Raw genomic sequence first — 19,330 nt, 5'->3', positions numbered from 1 at the left:
GGCCGCGCCTGAGGGCGCGCGCCTCCCATATGATTTCGAAACGCCATTCGGACCTGCCGGTCCGGGTGGCGTTTTTTCGTGCCTGATCGGGGCGCGCGGGGCCGGGTGCCGCGCCGCGCCCTCTGCTCCGCACCGCCCCGCCACTGCAACGACCTGAGGGACTGATACCCATGTTCGACAAGATCCTGATCGCCAACCGTGGCGAAATCGCCTGCCGGGTTATCAAGACCGCCCGCGCCATGGGGATCAAAACGGTTGCGATCTATTCCGACGCAGACCGCAACGCGCTGCATGTGCAGATGGCCGATGAGGCGGTGCATATCGGCCCCGCACCCGCCAACCAGTCCTATATCGTCATCGACCGCGTGATGGAGGCCATTCGCCAGACCGGCGCACAGGCGGTGCATCCGGGCTATGGCTTCCTGTCGGAAAATCCCAAATTCGCACAGGCGCTGGAGGCCGAAGGCGTGGCCTTTATCGGCCCGCCCGTCGGCGCGATCGAGGCGATGGGCGATAAGATCACGTCAAAGAAGATCGCCGCCGAAGCAGGCGTCAGCACCGTGCCGGGCTATATGGGCCTGATTGCCGATGCCGAGGACGCGGTGAAGATCAGCAATGAAATCGGCTACCCGGTCATGATCAAGGCCAGCGCGGGCGGCGGCGGCAAGGGGATGCGCATCGCATGGAGCGATGACGAGGCCCGCGAAGGCTTCCAAAGCTCCAAAAACGAGGCCGCGAACTCCTTTGGCGATGACCGGATCTTCATCGAGAAATTCGTGACCCAGCCCCGCCATATCGAAATTCAGGTGCTGGCCGACAGCCACGGCAACGCCGTCTATTTGGGGGAGCGCGAATGCTCCATCCAGCGCCGCAACCAGAAGGTCATCGAAGAAGCGCCCTCACCCTTCCTCGATCCCGAGACACGCGCCGCGATGGGCGAACAGGCGGTGCGGCTGGCGCAGGCAGTGGGCTATACCTCGGCGGGGACGGTGGAATTCATCGTCGACGGGGAGCGCAATTTCTACTTCCTCGAAATGAACACCCGGCTTCAGGTCGAACACCCGGTGACCGAGCTTATCACCGGCGTCGATCTGGTCGAACAGATGATCCGCATCGCCGCCGGCGCGCCGCTGGAACTGCGTCAGCAAGATGTAAAGCTGAACGGCTGGGCGATCGAAAGCCGCCTTTACGCCGAAGATCCCTATCGCGGGTTCCTGCCCTCCATCGGGCGGCTGACCCGCTACCGCCCCCCCGCCGAGGGCCGCAGCGCCGAGGTGGTGACGCGCAACGATACCGGCGTCTATGAGGGCGGCGAGATTTCGATGTATTACGACCCGATGATCGCCAAGCTCTGCACATGGGCACCGGACCGGGCCGGGGCGCTGGCCGCGATGCGCGACGCGCTCGACGGGTTCGAACTCGAAGGCATCGGCCACAATCTGCCTTTCCTGTCGGCGGTGATGGATCATCCGAAATTCGTGTCGGGCGACATGACCACCGCCTTCATCGCCAAAGAATATCCCAACGGGTTCAACGGGGTGACGCTGGAGAACGCGAAGCTGCGGCAGGTTGCTGCTGCGGCGGCGGCCATGTTCCGGGTCGCGGAAATCCGGCGGTCGCGCATTTCGGGCCGGATGGACAATCACGAACGCAAGGTCGGCAGCGATTGGGTGGTGGCGCTTGGCGGCACGACCCACGCGGTTCAGATCTCGGCGGATCGCGACGGCGCCGATGTGCGGTTCGAGGATGGCAGCGTGCTGCGCGTCGTGTCGGACTGGGTGCCGGGTCAAAGCCTCGCGCGGCTGCGCGTCGATGATGCGGGACTGGTGATGAAGGTCGATAAAATCACCTCCGGCTTCCGCCTGCGGCTGCGCGGCGCGGAATTGAAGGTGAATGTCTGGACCCCGCGCCAGGCCGAGCTTGCGGCCCTGATGCCCGACAAACAGCCGCCCGACACCTCAAAGCTGCTGCTGTGTCCGATGCCCGGCATGATCGTCAAAATCGATGTCGAGCCGGGGCAGGAAGTGCAGGACGGGCAGGCGCTGTGCACGGTCGAGGCGATGAAGATGGAAAACATCCTGCGCGCCGAACGCCGTGGCGTGGTGGCCAAGGTCAACGCCGCCGCGGGCGACAGTCTGGCAGTGGATGACGTGATCCTCGAATTTGAGTGAGCGCGCAGCGCAGGCCACGGCGGGACAAGGCAGGGAGGGATCAGCGATGCGCACGCTCCGGGGAGGATGGCGATACGCAGGGCAGGGGGCACGGCGCGGCGCGGCGGTGGGACCGGTGCGCGGCGTGGCTCATCCCGTCCGCCCGGCGGTAACACCGGGCCGCGCTCGACCCTCCCTGCGAGAGGGCGCTCCGCACGCTACCCGGGTCGGGCGCTGCCCTCCGTGGATCAGATCGCGGGCGGGGTCCGGCCCCCGCACCGCCCCAAACCTACCGGCTGCCGTCGCGGATCTCCTGCTGGCGCAGCGGCGTCTTGTCGATCGACCGGCTCAACTCGCGCACATCCCACGGGAACGGCTTGCGCAGATCGACCTCGCCATCCTTCCCGATCAGCACCATCGAAAACCCGCGCGGGCGCAGACGTGCGCGCGCCGGGCTGCCGGAATTGCGGTCGGTGTCGACGATCACCACCACGTCGCGGGTCGCCAGATCGGCGGGGCGGGCGGTCAGCATCTCAAGCTGCCGGGTGAAACGCGGATCGGCGGGCGTGTCGGAAAACACGATCACCAGCCGGTTGACCCACAAGAAATCGTCAATCTCCACATCCGCCGCATCCAGCAGCGGCACACCGCTGCCGGGGGCCAGTTCGGAAACCACGGCTTCGGCCTCGGTGGCGATCTCGGTGCGGGCGGCATCAGTGTCGGCGGCGGCCTCGGCGGCCCGGCCAACGGCGGTGGCGGCATCGGGGGCAACCATCGCATCGGCCCGCGGCAGCGGCAGGACGGGCGCATCCCCAGCGGGCGCACCCCCAGCGGTGTCCGGGTCCGGCGCGGCAGCGGCGCTCGATTGGGCTGCAAGGGACGTAGGCACGATCAGCCCCGCCGACAGAACCGCCAGCCCCCCCGCGAGGGCAGCAGCAAGACCGGAACGCGCCGGGAATTTCAGGGACATGGCCATAAGGCTCAATATAGGCATTGCGCCGCGCTTTGCGAAGCGCGCGCTTGGCCGCATCCCTCCGATCACGAAAGGATGACCCGATGACCACACCGCCAAAGCCCCCGCGCGAGGATCTCGCCGCATGGGAAACCCGCGCCCGCGCGGAGCTGAAGGGCCGCGACCCTGAAAGCCTGACCCGGCAGACGCTCGAAGGTATCCCGGTCCGGCCGCTTTATACCGCCGAGGATCTGTCCGGTCTGGACCATCTGGGCAGCCTGCCGGGCGAGGCGCCGTTTACACGCGGCGTGCGCTCCACCATGTATGCGGGCCGCCCTTGGACGATCCGGCAATATGCGGGGTTCTCGACGGCACAGGAAAGCAACGCGTTTTATCGCAAGGCGCTCGCCGCCGGGCAGCAGGGCGTGTCCGTCGCCTTCGATCTGGCCACCCATCGCGGCTATGACAGCGACCACCCCCGCGTGGAGGGCGATGTCGGCAAGGCGGGCGTGGCCATCGACAGCGTCGAGGATATGAAGATCCTGTTTGACGGCATCCCACTCGATCAGGTGTCGGTGTCGATGACGATGAACGGCGCGGTGATCCCGATCCTAGCCAACTTCATCGTGACGGGCGAGGAACAGGGCCATTCCCGCGCCGCGCTGTCGGGCACGATCCAGAACGACATCCTCAAGGAGTTCATGGTCCGCAACACCTATATCTATCCGCCCGAACCTTCGATGCGGATCATCGCGGACATCATCGAATACACCTCGAACGAGATGCCGAAATTCAATTCGATCTCGATCTCCGGCTACCACATGCAGGAAGCGGGCGCGAACCTCGTGCAGGAGCTGGCCTATACGCTGGCCGACGGGCGCGAATATGTCCGCGCGGCGATCGCGGCGGGGATGGATGTGGACCGCTTTGCCGGGCGGTTGAGCTTCTTCTTCGCCATCGGCATGAACTTCTTCATGGAGGCCGCCAAGCTGCGCGCGGCGCGGCTGCTCTGGCATCGGATCATGACCGATCTCGGCGCGCAGTCCGACCGCTCCAAGATGCTGCGCACCCATTGCCAGACCAGCGGCGTCAGCCTGCAGGAACAAGACCCCTATAACAACGTCATCCGCACCGCCTACGAGGCGATGTCGGCGGTGCTGGGCGGCACGCAATCGCTGCACACCAATGCGCTCGATGAGGCCATCGCGCTGCCCACCGAATTCTCCGCCCGGATCGCGCGTAATACGCAGCTGATCTTGCAGGAGGAAACCGGCATCACCGATGTCGTCGATCCGCTGGCGGGCAGCTATTACGTCGAAAGCCTGACCCACGAACTGGCCGATAAGGCATGGGCCCTGATCGAGGAAGTCGAGGAGATGGGCGGCATGACCCGCGCCGTCGCCTCTGGCATGCCGAAGCTGCGCATCGAAGAAACCGCCGCCCGCCGTCAGGCTCGCATCGACCGGGGCGAGGAGGTGATCGTCGGGGTCAACAAATACCGCAAGGACAGCGAAGACCCCATCGACATTCTCGACGTCGATAACGTCCGGGTCCGCGCGGGACAGATCGCGGCGCTGGAACGTATCCGCGCCAGCCGCGATCAGGCCGCCTGCGACGCGGCGCTGGCGGAACTGGAACGCCGGGCCCGCGAGGGCGGCAACCTGCTCGACGCAGCGGTGGAAGCAGCCCGCGCCCGGGCCAGCGTAGGGGAAATCAGCATGGCAATGGAAAACGTGTTCGGCCGCCACCGCGCGGAGGTCAAGACCCTCGCCGGTGTCTACGGCAGCGCCTATGAGGGCGACGAAGGCTTTGCCCAGATCCAGCGCGATGTGGAGCAATTCGCCGAGGACGAAGGCCGCCGCCCCCGCATGCTGGTGGTGAAGATGGGGCAGGACGGGCATGACCGCGGCGCCAAGGTGATCGCCACGGCATTCGCCGATATCGGCTTTGACGTCGATGTGGGCCCGCTGTTCCAGACCCCCGAGGAGGCCGCGCAGGACGCGGTCGACAACGATGTGCATGTGGTTGGCATTTCCAGTCAGGCGGCGGGGCACAAGACCCTCGCGCCCAAGCTCGTGCAGGCGCTCCGCGATGCGGGGGCTGAGGATATTCTGGTGATCTGCGGCGGCGTGATCCCGCAGCAGGATTACCAGTTCCTGCGCGATGCGGGGGTCAAGGCGATCTTCGGCCCCGGCACCAACATCCCCGGCGCGGCGGCGGATATCCTGAAGCTGATCCGCGAGGCGCGCAGCTAGGATTGCGCGCGCACGCTTGCAAAAAAGGCCGCGCGGGGCGGTAAGGTTTTGTAAGTAATTACAGAACCTTACCCGTGGGTAAGGCGCGTTTGCGCGAGCACCTTGGCGCCAAGCGCCCACTTGGACCGGAGGACTAGCCCACCGGACCGCATCGCCACTCCCGCCCGCGTAAGACGCTCGGCACCACGCGTAACAGTCCGAGCCCCCGGCCCGCGCCCTCCCTCCCCGATGGGAGGGCGCCTTGGCACTGTCCTGCGCCGCACACCCGTCATTCGGGGCTTCCGAGATAAACCGCCCACCACAAGCGTCCCGAAGCGCCCACCCGAGAGAGGCCGCTCTCCGCCACGGTATATCCGTTTGAGCATCCCGGGCCGGGGCGACCAGCCCCCGGCCCGCGCCCTCCCTCCCCCATGGGAGGGCGCTTTGGCACCGTCCCACACCGCCCAACCCCCGTTCGGGGCTTCCGAAATAAACCGCTGACCACACCCGTTCCGAAGCGCCCACCCGAGGGAGGGCGCTCTTCGCATCATACGTATCGGGTTGCACCAGCGGGGCCGGGGCGACCAGCCCCCGGCCTGCGCCCCCCCTCCCGCACGGGAGGGCGCCTTGGCACTGTTCCACACCGCACACCCCTCGTCCGGGGCTTCCGAGATAAATCGCCCACCACAAGCGCGGCAAAGCGCCCAGCCAAGGGAGGGCGCTTCGTGCTGGTGTTCACGGTGGAGCCGACCGGGCCGGAGGCGACCAGCCCCCGGCCCGCGCCCTCCCTCCCGCACGGGAGGGCGCATTGGCACTGTTCCACACCGCACACCCCTCGTCCGGGGCTTCCGAGATAAACCGCCCACCACAAGCGCGGCAAAGCGCCCAGCCAAGGGAGGGCGCTTCGTGCTGGTGTTCACGGTGGAGCCGACCGGGCCGGGGCGACCAGCCCCCGGCCTGCGCCCTCCCTCCCGCACGGGAGGGCGCATTGGCACTGTCCCTCACCGCTCAACCCTCGTCCGGGGCTTCCGTGATAAACCGCTGACCACACCCGTTCCAAAGCGCCCACCCGAGGGAGGGCGCGGGCCTCCCGTTGCGCGAACAGCCGACAGCGCCCATCGCCAACACCCCGATGTGACGCGTCGCGACGGCCGCGCAACCTTGACCCCGCGCGCCGCTTCGCTCAGGGTCCGCGCGCATCATAATTGGCAGATGGGACAGGCAGATGGCAGGGCGGACCCGCCCCTTTTCGGGGTTCGAATGGATGATCGCGTGGCGCTACCTGCGGGCGAAACGCGCGGAGGGCGGCGTGTCCGTGATGACGTGGATCTCGCTCATCGGGATCACGCTGGCCGTGGCCGCGCTCATCATCACCATGGCCGTGCGCGCGGGCTTCAGGTCCGAATTCGTGGATACGATCCTCGGCGCGAATGCCCATGTCACCATCTACCAGACGATTGAGGTGTCCGAGACCGGGCAGACCAGCCGCGTCATCACCGATTACGAGGCGATGGCCGCCCGCGTGCGCGAGGTGCCGGGCGTGACCCGCGCCGCGCCGCTGGTCAAGGGACAGGTCATGGCCTCGCTCGGCAACCGCAATGCGGGCGTCGAGGTCTTTGGCATCTCGCAGGAGGATCTGCTGACCATCCCGCGCATCGCCAATCCCGATCAGTTTCGCGGCGATGTCACCCGGCTCGATGACGGGGTCGCCATCGGCTGGGGCGTGGCGCAGGAACTGGGCGCGGAGGTCGGCGACAAGGTCAAGCTGATCTCCCCCAACGGGGTCAAGACGCCCTTTGGCACCACCCCGCGCGTCAATGTCTACGAGGTCACCTATATCTTTCAGGCCGGGCGCTACGATATCGACCGCACGCGGGTCTATCTGCCATTTGCCGAGGCGCAGAGCTATTTCAACCGCGAAGGCGGCGCGGATGAGTTGGAGGTCATGGTCGAAGACCCCGACCGCGTCGATGAAATGGCCACTGCGTTGCTGATGGCGGGCGGCGACCGGACGTTGCTCTGGACGTGGCGCGACGCATCAGGCGCGTTCCTGTCGGCCTTGCAGATCGAAGATACGGTGATGTTCGTGCTGATGTCGGTGCTGGTGCTGATCGCGTCGCTCAACATCATTTCGGGCTTGGTCATGCTGGTCAAAAACAAGGGCCGTGACATCGGCATCCTGCGCACGATGGGCCTGACCGAGGGCGCGGTGCTGCGGGTGTTTTTCCTGTGCGGCGCGCTGGTCGGGCTGGTCGGCACGGCGGCGGGCGTTGTGCTGGGCTGCCTGTTCGCGATCTATTTCGATCCGATCCTCGCCTTCGTCAACGGCGCGTCGGGGGGCGAGGTCTGGGATGCCTCGATCCGTGGCATCTACCGACTGCCGGCGGAGCTGCAATTGGGCGATGTGATTTCAGCCGTGGCGCTGTCGCTGGGCCTGTCCTTTGTCATCACGATATTCCCGGCCCGCCGTGCGGCGCGGATGAACCCGGTGGAGGCGCTGCGCTATGAGTGAACCGATCCTGAGCCTGCAGGGCATCGCCAAGACCTATAACAAGGGCCGCCCCAACGCGGTCACGGTGCTGGACGGCGCGGACCTGACCCTGCATCCCGGTGAGATCGTGGCGCTGGTGGCGCCGTCGGGGGCGGGCAAGTCGACGCTGCTGCATATCGCCGGGCTGCTCGACAGTGCCGATACCGGCAGCGTGCATTTGGGCGGTCAGGACATGACCCGGTTGGGCGACCGCCGCCGGACGGAAGCGCGCCGCGCCGAGGTCGGGTTTGTCTATCAGGCGCATCATCTGCTGCCGGAATTCACCGCGCTGGAAAACGTGACCCTGCCGCAATTGGCCAATGGTGTCAGCGCCCGTGCGGCGCAGGCGCGCGCGCGGGAGTTGCTGGCCTCGGTTGGGCTCGAGGCGCGCGGCGATCACCGGCCCTCGGCGCTGTCGGGGGGCGAGCAGCAGCGGGTGGCGTTCTGCCGGGCGCTGGCCAACGGGCCGCGTCTGCTGCTGGCCGATGAGCCGACCGGCAACCTCGATCCCGCGACCTCGGACACGGTGTTCAACGCGCTGATGGGGCTGGTGCGGGACACCGGACTGGCGGCGCTGATCGCGACGCATAACCTCGATCTTGCGGCGCGGATGGACCGGCAAGTGCGGCTGGAGGCCGGGCGTCTGGTCTGACGCGGGCCGGGGCGCGGCAGGCGCGACAGTGGGGGGCGGGCGCGCAGAGGCCCGTCCCGCTATCAGTTCACCTGCCGCAGCGCCTCGACATCGCGGGCCATATCCTCGGCCAGCATCGCCAGTTGCGCGGGATCGCCGCGGCGATGCGCCTCGATCCGCAGGGCGGTCATGTCGGCCTGATAGCGGCGCGCAAGCCGGGCAATATCGGCCTGCGCCGAAACCTCGCCCGCGGCCTGCGCGGCGGCAAAGAGGGCGGTGATCTCTTCGGTCATGCGGTTCAGATAGTCCCGCGCCCGCGCGCCGATGGCGCTGTCTTCCTCGGTCACGTCGAGCAGGGTCTTGATTAGCATACAGGCCCGGCACGCGGGGGCATCGGCCTGCGGCTCGCCAAAGGCGCGCAGGAAATCCGCCAGCGCCGAAAGCGGGGAGCCGGACCGCGTGCGCAGCGCGCCAAGCCCGGCGCGGTTGCGCTCGAAATACCGCTCCAACGCAGAGAGGTAGAGCGCCTCCTTGCTTTTGAACGCGGCATAGATGCTGCCGGGCTTCATTTTCAGCGCGGCTTCCAGATCCTTGAGCGAGGTGGCGTGATAGCCCTTGCGCCAAAACAGGGTGACCGCCGCGTCAAGGGCGGCGTCGCGATCATAGGCGGGGGCATAGGTGCGTGCACGGGTCATGCAGCATAAATAGGAGCTTCTGCGGCGTTTGTCCCGGCCTTCTGACAGGTCTTCGCTCAAGTTTGAGTGATCGCTCAAAAATAGGTATTGAGTGATCGCTCAAATATAATATGTCTAGGCCATCGCAACGGGCCAGCCCGGCCCGACAGCAAGGAGCACGACATGACCGAATTCACCCGCCACACCACCGAGACCGCCCCCGAAGAAAGCAAGCCGCTGCTGGCGAAATCCGAGGCAGGCTTTGGCCGTATCCCCGGCCTGCACGCGATCATGGCGGAATCGCCCCAGCTTCTCGAAGGGTATCAGGCGCTGCATAAGCTGTTCACCGAGACCACCTTTGACAAAGATGAGCTGACCGTCGTGTGGCAGACGATCAACGTCGAGAACGCATGCACCTACTGTGTGCCCGCCCATACCGGCATCGCCAAAAGCATGGGTGTGGACGACGCGATCACGGAGGCGCTGCGCAACGAGACGCCGCTGCCGAACGCCCGTCTGGAAGCGCTGCGCGACTTCACGCTGAAGCTGGTGCGCGACCGTGGCTTTGTCGCCGATGCCGATCTGGAGGCTTTCCTCGCCGCAGGCTTCACCCAGCGCAACGTGCTGGATGTCGTGCTGGGCTACGCGCAGAAGGTGATGTCGAACTACACCAACCATCTGGCGAAAACCCCGGTCGACAAGCCGTTCGAAAAATTCGCATGGAGCCGCACCGACAAGGCCGCCTGAGCCCTGCGCCCCCATTGAACCCGAGCGGAGCCGCACCAGCGGCTCCGCTTTTATACTATGAAATTTCCACGACATTTTCTGCCGGCACTGGTCCGGGCGCGATCCGGGCTTATCTTTAGGGTTCAGGAGAGGGAGCCCGCCCATGATCATGTCAAAGCACGGCGCCGCATTGCGTGGCGCAGCCATCGGAGATGTCGACCACGTCGCACTGACCGTGCCCGACCATGACGCGGCGGTTGCCTTCTGTCTCGCCGGACTTGGCGCGGAAGTGCAATACACCCGCGCGCAGGGCCAGTCCGTCGCGGGCGCCGAGGAGGCTGTGGATTGTGCGATCCGGGCCGTCAGCCGCCTGCGGATCGGCACCGGGCTTATGCTGGAAATCTATGAGCTGTCCGGTATCCACCGTGAGATCGCCGCCGATTTCGGGGATTGGGAAATCAGCCGATTCACCATCCTGACCGAGGATCCCGACAGCGCCGTCGCGCGGTTCCGTGCCGCCGGTGGCCGGATTCTGACCGGGGCGCTCGCGCCGCGCGGGCAGGTGATCCGGCATTCCCATCCGGGGCGGGCGCAGCCGCGCTATGGCCGTTGCCCGTGGGGCTCGATCGTCGAGTTCACCGAGCGGCCTTCGGCCTGTGGCGCAGCGCATCTGTCCGCCGAGCGTGATCTGCGCGGCGCATAGCGCCTGACCTGCGGGGGTCGACCTGAGACGCGCATCGGGCTAGTCAGACGGCAACCCCATCGCCCCGGAGCGCCGCATGACCCCTGCCGCCGAGCCCGCCTCTGAAACGCCGACTGCCGCGTCTGAACCCGCGCCTGCCAATGTCATTTGCATTAAGTGGGGCACGCTGTTCGGACCCGAATATGTGAACCGGCTGTATTCCGGCGTGCGCCGCAATCTGACCGCGCCGGTGCGGTTTTTCTGCATGACCGAACATGCCGAGGGGCTGCACCCCGACATTAACGTGCTGCCGCTGCCCGATGAGCCGTTTCGCGCGGATATGGACGCGGCGCTGGCGGTGGCCAATCGGCAGGGCGCGATGCGCAAGGTGTCGCTGTTCCGTCCCGATCTGATCCCCGATCTGCGCGGGCCGCTGCTGGGCTTTGACCTCGATGTGGTCATCACCGGCAATCTGGATGAAATTCTGCATTACGCGCCCGGCAAGGTCGCGATGCGCGCCGATTGGGTCGAGGCCCGGCGCGGACGCAAGACCGGGCATGGTTCGGTTTTCCGCTATGATCCGGCGGCGCATGGCTGGCTGTATGACACGCTGGCGGCCGATCCCACCGGCGCGGTGGAGCGTGCGCGCGGGTCGGAGCAGCGCTATACCTCCACTCTCGCGCAGGACAAGGGCGCGTTCGCCTATTTGCCCGGCGATCAGGTGGTCAGCTTCAAGCATGGCTGCCTGCGTCTGCCGCCGATGAACTGGCTGAAGCCGCCGCGCCTGCCCGACAATGCCCGTGTGGTCTGTTTCCATGGTCGCCCCAAGATGACGGAGGCTGTCGATGGCTTTGACGGGGGGCTGTTCCGGCATACCGAGCCCTGCGCCTGGCTGCGCGATCACTGGATCACCCGCGCGCAGGCGGATCTGGGCGCTGAATGGGGCTGAGCGGGCAGCGTTGACCCGCCTGATCCGCGCGCGCGGCTGCGGTCTGACCCGGACGTGAGCGGCGCGTGTGGAACGCGGATGCATCGGGGCACGTTTGCCCGGCAAGCCCCATCCTGAAAGGAGCCTGCCCAATGACCCGTGCCGTGACACCCCGCACCGCCCCGATCCGCACCACCACCGTTCGTCTGACCCTGCCGGTCGCGACCCTGCTGCTGGGCGCGCTGCCGCTGGCGGCACAGCAATACAGCTTTGGCCCCGCCAATGCCGATTTCAAACCGGGCTTTGAAGGCCAGACCCGTGCCGATGCGCCGATGGACGACACGCAGGTTACGCCGGTTGCAGAAACCGTCGTGGACGGGCTGGTGCATCCGTGGGGCATCGCCGTGCTGCCCGATGACAGCTATCTGGTGACCGAGCGCGCGGGCCGCCTGCGCCGCATCACCGCCGAAGGTGATTTGTCCGAGCCGATCACCGGCGTGCCGGAAGTCGTGGCAGAAGGGCAGGGCGGGATGCTGGACGTCGCGCTGGCCCCCGATTTTGCCGAAAGCCGCGTCGTCTACCTGACCTATGCCAAGCCGATGGGCGACGGCCTGTCGGCCACCGCCGCCGCCCGCGCGGTACTGTCCGAGGACATGACCAGCCTGACCGAGCTGGCTGATATTTTCGTCCAAGATCCGCCGTCGCCCACGACCAAGCATTACGGCTCGCGCATCGTGCCCGATGGCGATCATGTCTGGATCACGACCGGGGAGCATTCCTCGATGGCGGAGCGCGACAACGCCCAGCAGCTGGACATGAGCTACGGCAAGGTGATCCGTGTCACTCCCGAGGGTGATGCGCCGGACGACAATCCGTTCGTCAGCGACGAGGCCGCGATCGACACGATCTACACGTTGGGTCACCGCAATATTCAGGGCGCGGCGCTGGACCCGGAAACGGGCAAGCTATGGACGCTGGAGCACGGCCCGAAGGGCGGCGATGAGTTGAACCTGATCGAGCCGGGCCTGAATTATGGCTGGCCCGTGGTCAGCTATGGCATCCGCTATTCCGGCGATCCGGTGGGCAGCGGCAAGGCGCGGGCCGAAGGCTTTGCCGAGCCGCGCTACTACTGGGATCCGGTGATCGCGCCGGGTGGGTTCACCTTCTACGAAGGCGACATGTTCGCGGGTTGGGAGGGCGACGTCATCGCCGCGTCGCTCAATCCCGGCGGGCTGGTGCGCCTGCAGATGAACGGCACCAATGTCACGGGGGAGGCACGCTACCTCGGCGATCTGGGGCGGGTCCGCGATATCGAGATCGCCCCGGATGGCGCGATCCTTGCGCTGACGGATAAGGAAAACGGCGCGTTGATCCGCATCACGCCCGAAGGCTAAGCGCTCGTCTGTCCCGATCAGGAGGCGCGGGCGGCCAGCCGCCCGTCGCCTGCCTCGCCCCGGCGGTGATCGACCAGTCGCACCGTAAGCGCGCCGCCCAGTGCGATGCAGAGGATCGCGAGGATCGCGGAGAAGGCCAGTGTCGGCACGCCCGACAGGCCCGCGCCCAGCGTGCAGCCGCCTGCCAGAACCCCGCCCACGCCCATCAGTGCCGCACCGAGCGCGTAGCGTCCGGTCTGGCGCGGGTTCTCGAAACTGGCCCATTGCAGTTCGCGCGCCAGCAGCGCCGCGACAAAGGCCCCGGCCAGCGTGCCGCCCACCAGCCCGACGCCGAAGCCCGCAGGAATGGAACTGGATGCGATCAGCCAGAACAGCATTTCGGCGGAGGGCAGGGTGAAGGTTAGGCTTTCCATCGCGATGGGGTCGAATTCATCATAAAGCACATAACCGGTCCCGACCCAGCCCAGCACCGGCAGCAGCCCGATCAGCGCCGCCATAACCAGCGTGCCGGGATGATTGCCCGAGCGCAGCGCGACGATGGCGCAACCCGCCGCGATCACCGCCGCCCAAAGCAGCGCACCCCCCGGCAGATCGGCCAGTGTCGTGACCTCGCCCAGCGATAGGGTCGGGCCGCCGAGGGCCACGCGCAGGGGGGCCAAAACGCCTTTCAGCGTGGCATGGGCCACGACGGCAAAGATCACCAGCACGCTCAGCGCGCGCAGGTTGCCGCCGCCGCCCAGCACCGCCAGCCGCGACACGCAGCCCCGTGTCAGCACCATGCCCGCGCCGAACAGCAGCCCGCCCAGCGACAGGGCCAGCCACGGCAGCTCCGGCGCGGTAAAGCGATGGTCGGCGAATGTGATCCACCCCAGCGCCACCGCGATCTGTGTGCCCAGCACCGCGACGCCAAGCGCCGTCAGCCACACGCCCGCCGCCGAGCGCCGCTCGCCTTGCGCGCCCGCCACCGAGCGGCGGAAGCAAAAGCGCGTGCGCTGCGCGAGGATGCCAAAGGCAAGGCCCAGCACCAGCCCGAGGATCAGGCTCGCGGCGCGCGGGGTCAGGGTCTCTAGGCCGAGCGTCTCATACATGGGGCAGGCTCCGGGCGGGTCATGTGTCAGGGTCGGCCTGTCATATGCGCCGCAGCGCAGGCTGTGCAAGGGGGGCGGGGCGCGTGGCCCTGCCGCATATGCGGATCGGGCGGAGCTTGCGGGGCCGGGGGCGACTAGCCTCCGGCCCGCGCCCTCCCTCCCCCCCGGGAGGGCGCATTGGTGATGTCGCGCGCCACTCAGGTGTCGTTCGGGGCTTTGGGGATAAACCGCTGACCACGAGCGGGTCGAAGCGCCCGCCCGAAGGAGGGCGCTTTGTGTGGGTGTCTATCGGGTGAAGTTTGCGGGGCCGGGAGCAACTAGCCTCCGGCCCGCGCCATCCCTCCCTCCGGGAGGGCGCTTTGGTGATGCCATGCGCCGCTCAGGTGTCGTTCGGGGCTTTGAAGATAAACCGCTGACCACGAGCGTAGCGATGCGCCCGCCCGAGGGAGGGCGCTTTGTGTGGGTGTCTATCGGGTGAAGTTTGCGGGGCCGGTGGCGACTAGCCTCCGGCCCGCGCCATCCCTCCCTCCGGGAGGGCGCTTTGGTGGTGTCATGCGCCGCTCAGGTGTCGTTCGGGGCTTTGAAGATAAACCGCTGACCACGAGCGTAGCGATGCGCCCGCCCGAGGGAGGGCGCTTTGTGTGGGTGTCTATCGGGAGCAGCTTGCGGGGCCGGGGGCGACTAGCCTCCGGCCCGCGCCCTCCCTCCCGCCGGGAGGGCGCTTTGGTGGTGTCATGCGCCGCTCAGGTGTCGTTCGGGGCTTTGGGGATAAAACGCCCACCACAGGCGGGTCGAAGCGCCCGCCCGAGGGAGGGCGCTTTGTGTTGGTATCTACGGTGGAGCTTGCCGGACGGGCGTCATGCGCGCCTCACCGCCCTCGGATACGGGGGTCGAGCGCGTCGCGCAGGCCGTCGCCGATATAGTTCACCGACAGCACGGTGAGCGAAATGGCGAGACCGGGCCAGATCACCCGTTCGGGGTATTGCTGCATGTAGTCCTTGGCGTCGAACAGCAGCCGCCCCCATGTGGGGAAATCGGGCGGGAAGCCCAGACCCAGAAAGGACAGCGCGCTTTCGGTGATGATGGCATTGGCGATGCCCAGCGTGGCCGACACCATGATCGGCGACAGCACATTGGGCAGCAGATGCCGGGTCATCATCTTATGCGCGGGCGTTCCGATGGAGCGGGCGGCAAGGACGAATTCGCGTTCCTTCAGCGCCAGCACATCGCCGCGCACGATCCGCGCCGCCTGCATCCAGCTGGTGATGCCAATGACAAAGACGATGAGCAGGAACATCCCGATTTCCGGCCCGAATGCCGCGCGCAGCGTGTCACGGAAAAGCAGCACGATGACCAGCAGCAGGGGCAGGATCGGCAGCGCCAGAAACAGATCGGTCAGCCGCATCAGTACGCCATCGAGCCAGCGGAAATACCCGGCCAGAACGCCGACCAGCGTGCCCAGCACAAGCGAGATCAGCATCGCGGCCCAGCCGACGGCCATGGACACCCGCCCACCCGACAGCAATTGGGAGAAGATATCCCGCCCCAGCTGATCGGTGCCCAAGGGATGCGCCCAGCCATAGTCCATCGTGGCGAGTTTCTCGGACGGGATCAGGAACGGTATCCAGTCCGACGAGAACAGCGGCATGTAGACCGGACGCCAGTTTTTGTTGCGGATGTCGATATAGGTGGGCTCCAGCGTCCACAGCATCGGCCCCACCGTCACCAGCAAGGTGATGAAAATGAGAAAGATCAGCCCGGCGACCGCGCCTTTGTGGGTGCGGAACTGCCGCCAGACATCGACCCATTGCGAGCGGGGCTTATCGGCGGGGATGGCCTCGGCCAGGGGGGAATGGCTGGTCTCAGTCATAGCGAATCCTCGGATCGAGCACGCCGTAAAGCACGTCGGCGATGAGGTTGAAGAGCACGATCAGCACCGCGAAGATAAATGTCAGCGTCTGCACCATCGGCAGATCATTGGCGGCGATGGCGGTGATCAAAAGCTGGCCTAGACCGTTCACCTTGAACACCTGTTCGGTGATGATGGCGCCGCCAAAGACCTGTGGCACCAGCAGCGCGATCACGGTGATGACGGGGATCAGCGAATTGCGCAGCACATGGACCAGCACCACGACCTTCTCCGACAGGCCCTTGGCGCGGGCGGTGCGGACGTAATCCTGCCGCAGGTTGTCGAGCATCGAGGCTCGCATGAAGCGGCTGATCTGCGCGGCATTGTAGAGCGACAACACAAAGACCGGCATCACCATCTGCTTGATCTGGTAGACGAAACTGTCCCAGTCGCGGACCTCATGCGTGGTGTCATAGATCGAGGGGAACCAGCCCAGATTGACCGAGAAGATCATGATGAGCAGCAGCCCGGTGAAGAAGGTGGGCACCGAAAACCCGATCATCGAGATGAACGTGCCCAACTGGTCGAACCACGAATATTGCCGGTAGGCCGACAGGATGCCGATGGGCAGGGCGATCAGGATGCCCACGATATAGGACATGCCGACGACCCACAGGGTCTGCGGGATGCGCTGGGCGATGATTTCGAACACCGGCGAGCGGGTCTGCCACGAGATCACGCGCTGGCTGTCCCCGGCAATATTGGTGCCGAACAGGCCATCGATCCAGTGCATGGGTTCGATGACGAAGAACTGGGTGAGCCACTTGATGTAGCGGACATGGACCGGCTCGCCCAATCCCAGCGCCTCGCGCATGCGCTGCTTGACCTCGGGCGGGACGGTGAGCGGCACCTGCGCCATCGGGTCGCCGGGGGCAAGCTCCAGCAGCAGGAAGATTACCAGCGAGATGAACAGCAAGGTGGGGACGGACAGGATCAGCCGACGGATCGTATAGGTGAGCATGGCGCCTCGGATCGGGTCGGGCCGGGGCGCGGGGCCCCGGCGGGGAGGGATGGCTCCGGCGGGAGCGGGCCTGTGCCGCGACCCCGGCGGGGGGCCTGTCGGCTGGGGCGGGGCGGGGGCAGGGCGCTGCGTGACTGGGATGCAGAGCGCCCCCTGCGCAAGGGCCGGAACGGGAGGAAGATACCCGGCAGGGGCCGGGTCGCGGAAGCGGTGGAGGACGGAGATCTGCGGATGGACCGGACGGGCAGGCAGCGGGGCAGGGACGGGGTGGTTCCGGCGATGATTGAACCGCTGGCCCGATCCCCGGCAGCGCCCGCCCGACCGGCCCCGAGGGGCACGGAACGGGCTGTGTCTGCGCCTAGACCTGACCTGACCGAACCTGAACCGAAGCCCCGCCGCGCATCCCTGCCCAAAGGCGGCGATGCGGCGACGGGGGCCCGGATCACGCCCCGCCGGAGAGAGAGCCCCCGGCGGGGCGCGTCAGGCCAGCCCGAGTCAGACCGGTCCGCGTCAGATCAGCCGTCGGTGCGATGCCAATCCGCGGCATTCCACAGCTCGCTGTCCCAGGTGTTCAGAATGACACCGCCCAGCGTGTTGGAATGCGCGGAAACGCGACCGCGATCGACGAGCGGGATGATGACATATTCCTGCATCAGCATGTCGTTCATCGCCTTGGCCAGTTCGGCGCGTTTCTCAAGCTCGCCCGTCTCGGCCATTTCGGCCACCAGCGCGTCATACTCCTCGGAGCAGAAGCGCGGCATGTTGTTGCCCTGCCACTGGGTTTCGGGGCGCGGGGCCTGCTTACATTCCCAGTTGGCCATGTAGGCCTCGGGGTCGGTGCCATCGAAGTTGTTGGCATACATTTCCACGTCCGCGAAGAATTTCTGGAACGTGTCAGGGCTGCCGGGATCGCCGCCGAAGAACACCGAGCTGTCGATGTTGCGCAGCTCGACCGAGAAGCCGATTTCTTCCCACCACTGTTTCAGCAGCGCTTGGAAATCCTGCCGCACGGCGTTGGTCGAGGACTGGAACAGCATTTCCAGTTCCACGCCGTCCTTGTCGCGGGTGCCGTCGCCGTTGGTGTCGGTCCAGCCGGCTTCGTCCAGCAGGGCCTTGGCGCCTTCGATATCCTGCGTGAGGCAGGCGTCATTGGCGGTAGAGGCATAGATCGCGGGCGCGGGCAGCACGTTACAGGTCGCGCGGCCAGCGTCGCCATAGCCGATTTCGGTCAGGAGCGCGCGGTCGATCGCCATGGAGAGCGCTTGGCGCACCGGCTTTTCGCTCAGGAACGGATGGGGATGCGCGGCGGTGGCGCGTTCTTCGCCCAGATCGGGGTTCGGGTCGGTCTGGTTGACCATGATCCGTTCGACCAGCGTGCCAAAGGCCGACACGATTTTGCCCTGACCGGCGGCTTCCATGTTGGCCAGCACATCGGGGGCAAGTTGCAGGTTCCACGCGTAGTCGAATTCGCCGGTTTCCAGCACCGCACGGCCTGCCGCAGTGGCGTCGCCGCCGCCCTTCAGGGTCGCGGTGGCAAAGGCGGGCTTGGCCGGGTCGCGGTAGTTGGGGTTGGCTTCCAGCGATACGACGTCATTGGGCCGGAATTCGGTCACGGTGAACGGGCCGGTGCCGATGGGAGAGAAGTTCGCATCCGTGCATTCGGGCGCTTTCGGGCCGAGGCAATCGGCAAATTGCGCCTTCTGGATCACCGGGGCCTGCGCGCCCACGAACGGCCCGTAGGGGAACGGCTTGGCGGTGTCGAAGCGCACGATGGCGGTCAGCTCATCCGGCGTCTCGACGTCGATGACGTTGTTGTATTTTTCGGACTGCGCGCAGCCGCCCCCTTCGGCGGAGCAATATTCCCAAGTGAAGCGCACATCCTCGGAGGTGAGCGGCGAGCCGTCGGACCACAGCAGCCCTTCTTTCAGCTTCCATGTGATCGAGGTCAGATCCTCGGACACGCCGCCGTTTTCGACGGTCGGAATTTCCTGCACCAGCCACGGCACGAGATTGCCGTCCTGGTCGTAGCGGGCGAGCGGCTCGATCACGAGGCTCGCCGCTTCCAGATCCTTGGTCCCGCCCGACAGGTAGGGGTTCATGATCGACGGGGCCTGCCAGTAGATGATGTTGACCTGACCGTCCGAGCCGCGCGTCCCGCGGGCGGTGTCATCCTGGGCATGGGCCATCAGCGGCATAACAGCGGCGCTGGCCACGGCCCCGAGTAGGGCGGTTTTCAGTTTCATGACTTTCTCCTTGTTGGAATGCCCGCGACCCTTGGCGGTCGTCTTGGCTGGTTCGGCAGTTTCCCCGCAGACCGGCCCCGCATCGCGACCCGCCCGCGCGGCTGCGCCACAGGGCAGGCCGTGGGGTGGTGCCGTGACGGGGCCACGGTGGGAATGGGTGATTGCCGCAATGGCCCTTTCGGGCATGAACAGCTCCCGTTCGGTGAAACGTTGCGATCCCGGCCCCCG

Annotated in this window: 14 protein-coding genes; 8 read left to right on the top strand and 6 right to left on the bottom strand. The window is 66.6% G+C overall.

Annotated features, from left to right (window positions below; translation table 11 throughout):
• The first annotated feature begins 170 nt into the window (after positions 1 to 170).
• Complete coding sequence (locus CBW24_RS11725; RefSeq protein ID WP_097373695.1) at positions 171 to 2,171, top strand: acetyl-CoA carboxylase biotin carboxylase subunit; 2,001 nt, start codon at positions 171 to 173, stop codon at positions 2,169 to 2,171.
• A gap of 268 nt (positions 2,172 to 2,439) precedes the next feature.
• On the opposite strand, the gene CBW24_RS11720 is transcribed toward CBW24_RS11725, so the two are convergent.
• The gene (locus CBW24_RS11720) at positions 2,440 to 3,120 is read right to left on the bottom strand and encodes a DUF4174 domain-containing protein (protein WP_309763704.1); all 681 of its coding nucleotides are present in this window, start codon (positions 3,118 to 3,120) and stop codon (positions 2,440 to 2,442) included.
• Between the two features lie 86 nt (positions 3,121 to 3,206).
• On the opposite strand from CBW24_RS11720, the gene scpA reads away from it, so the two are divergent.
• From scpA to CBW24_RS11705, 3 genes are all read left to right on the top strand, one after another.
• Positions 3,207 to 5,357: a methylmalonyl-CoA mutase gene (scpA, locus tag CBW24_RS11715; RefSeq protein ID WP_088664532.1), complete on the top strand. Its 2,151-nt coding sequence runs from the start codon at positions 3,207 to 3,209 to the stop codon at positions 5,355 to 5,357.
• A 1,204-nt stretch (positions 5,358 to 6,561) separates the two neighbouring features.
• Positions 6,562 to 7,848 (top strand): lipoprotein-releasing ABC transporter permease subunit, encoded by a 1,287-nt coding sequence (locus CBW24_RS11710; RefSeq protein WP_088664533.1) that lies wholly within the window; start codon positions 6,562 to 6,564, stop codon positions 7,846 to 7,848.
• Entirely contained in the window at positions 7,841 to 8,518 is a 678-nt protein-coding gene (locus CBW24_RS11705; protein ID WP_097373694.1) for an ABC transporter ATP-binding protein, read from the top strand. The genes CBW24_RS11710 and CBW24_RS11705 overlap by 8 nt, the downstream gene beginning before the upstream one ends.
• A gap of 62 nt (positions 8,519 to 8,580) precedes the next feature.
• Here CBW24_RS11705 and CBW24_RS11700 read toward each other — a convergent pair whose 3' ends face one another.
• Positions 8,581 to 9,192 (bottom strand): TetR/AcrR family transcriptional regulator, encoded by a 612-nt coding sequence (locus CBW24_RS11700; protein WP_097373693.1) that lies wholly within the window; start codon positions 9,190 to 9,192, stop codon positions 8,581 to 8,583.
• A gap of 162 nt (positions 9,193 to 9,354) precedes the next feature.
• Between CBW24_RS11700 and CBW24_RS11695 the strand changes: the two genes are divergently transcribed.
• From CBW24_RS11695 to CBW24_RS11680, 4 genes are all read left to right on the top strand, one after another.
• Entirely contained in the window at positions 9,355 to 9,918 is a 564-nt protein-coding gene (locus CBW24_RS11695) for a carboxymuconolactone decarboxylase family protein (protein ID WP_088664536.1), read from the top strand.
• Positions 9,919 to 10,060: 142 nt separating this feature from the next.
• Positions 10,061 to 10,600, top strand: coding sequence for a VOC family protein (locus CBW24_RS11690; RefSeq protein WP_097373692.1), 540 nt, complete (start codon positions 10,061 to 10,063; stop codon positions 10,598 to 10,600).
• A 76-nt stretch (positions 10,601 to 10,676) separates the two neighbouring features.
• A complete protein-coding gene (locus CBW24_RS11685; protein WP_097373691.1) occupies positions 10,677 to 11,528 on the top strand; it encodes a glycosyl transferase in 852 nt (283 codons plus the stop codon).
• Positions 11,529 to 11,659: 131 nt separating this feature from the next.
• The gene (locus CBW24_RS11680; RefSeq protein ID WP_097373690.1) at positions 11,660 to 12,901 is read left to right on the top strand and encodes a PQQ-dependent sugar dehydrogenase; all 1,242 of its coding nucleotides are present in this window, start codon (positions 11,660 to 11,662) and stop codon (positions 12,899 to 12,901) included.
• A 17-nt stretch (positions 12,902 to 12,918) separates the two neighbouring features.
• On the opposite strand, the gene CBW24_RS11675 is transcribed toward CBW24_RS11680, so the two are convergent.
• The 4 genes from CBW24_RS11675 to CBW24_RS11660 form a co-directional block, all read right to left on the bottom strand.
• Complete coding sequence (locus CBW24_RS11675) at positions 12,919 to 13,989, bottom strand: YeeE/YedE family protein (RefSeq protein WP_097373689.1); 1,071 nt, start codon at positions 13,987 to 13,989, stop codon at positions 12,919 to 12,921.
• A gap of 868 nt (positions 13,990 to 14,857) precedes the next feature.
• Positions 14,858 to 15,859, bottom strand: coding sequence for an ABC transporter permease (locus tag CBW24_RS11670; RefSeq protein WP_088664541.1), 1,002 nt, complete (start codon positions 15,857 to 15,859; stop codon positions 14,858 to 14,860).
• Entirely contained in the window at positions 15,852 to 16,859 is a 1,008-nt protein-coding gene (locus CBW24_RS11665; protein ID WP_097373688.1) for an ABC transporter permease, read from the bottom strand. Before CBW24_RS11665 ends, CBW24_RS11670 begins: the two co-directional genes overlap by 8 nt.
• A gap of 515 nt (positions 16,860 to 17,374) precedes the next feature.
• Positions 17,375 to 19,102: a peptide ABC transporter substrate-binding protein gene (locus CBW24_RS11660; RefSeq protein ID WP_088664543.1), complete on the bottom strand. Its 1,728-nt coding sequence runs from the start codon at positions 19,100 to 19,102 to the stop codon at positions 17,375 to 17,377.
• Positions 19,103 to 19,330 lie beyond the last annotated feature (228 nt).

The sequence above is a fragment of the Pacificitalea manganoxidans genome (assembly GCF_002504165.1).
In the GTDB taxonomy this organism is placed as follows: domain Bacteria; phylum Pseudomonadota; class Alphaproteobacteria; order Rhodobacterales; family Rhodobacteraceae; genus Pacificitalea; species Pacificitalea manganoxidans.
Note: the sequence above shows the minus strand (reverse complement) of the source record. Positions and strands in the feature narration are given on the sequence as shown.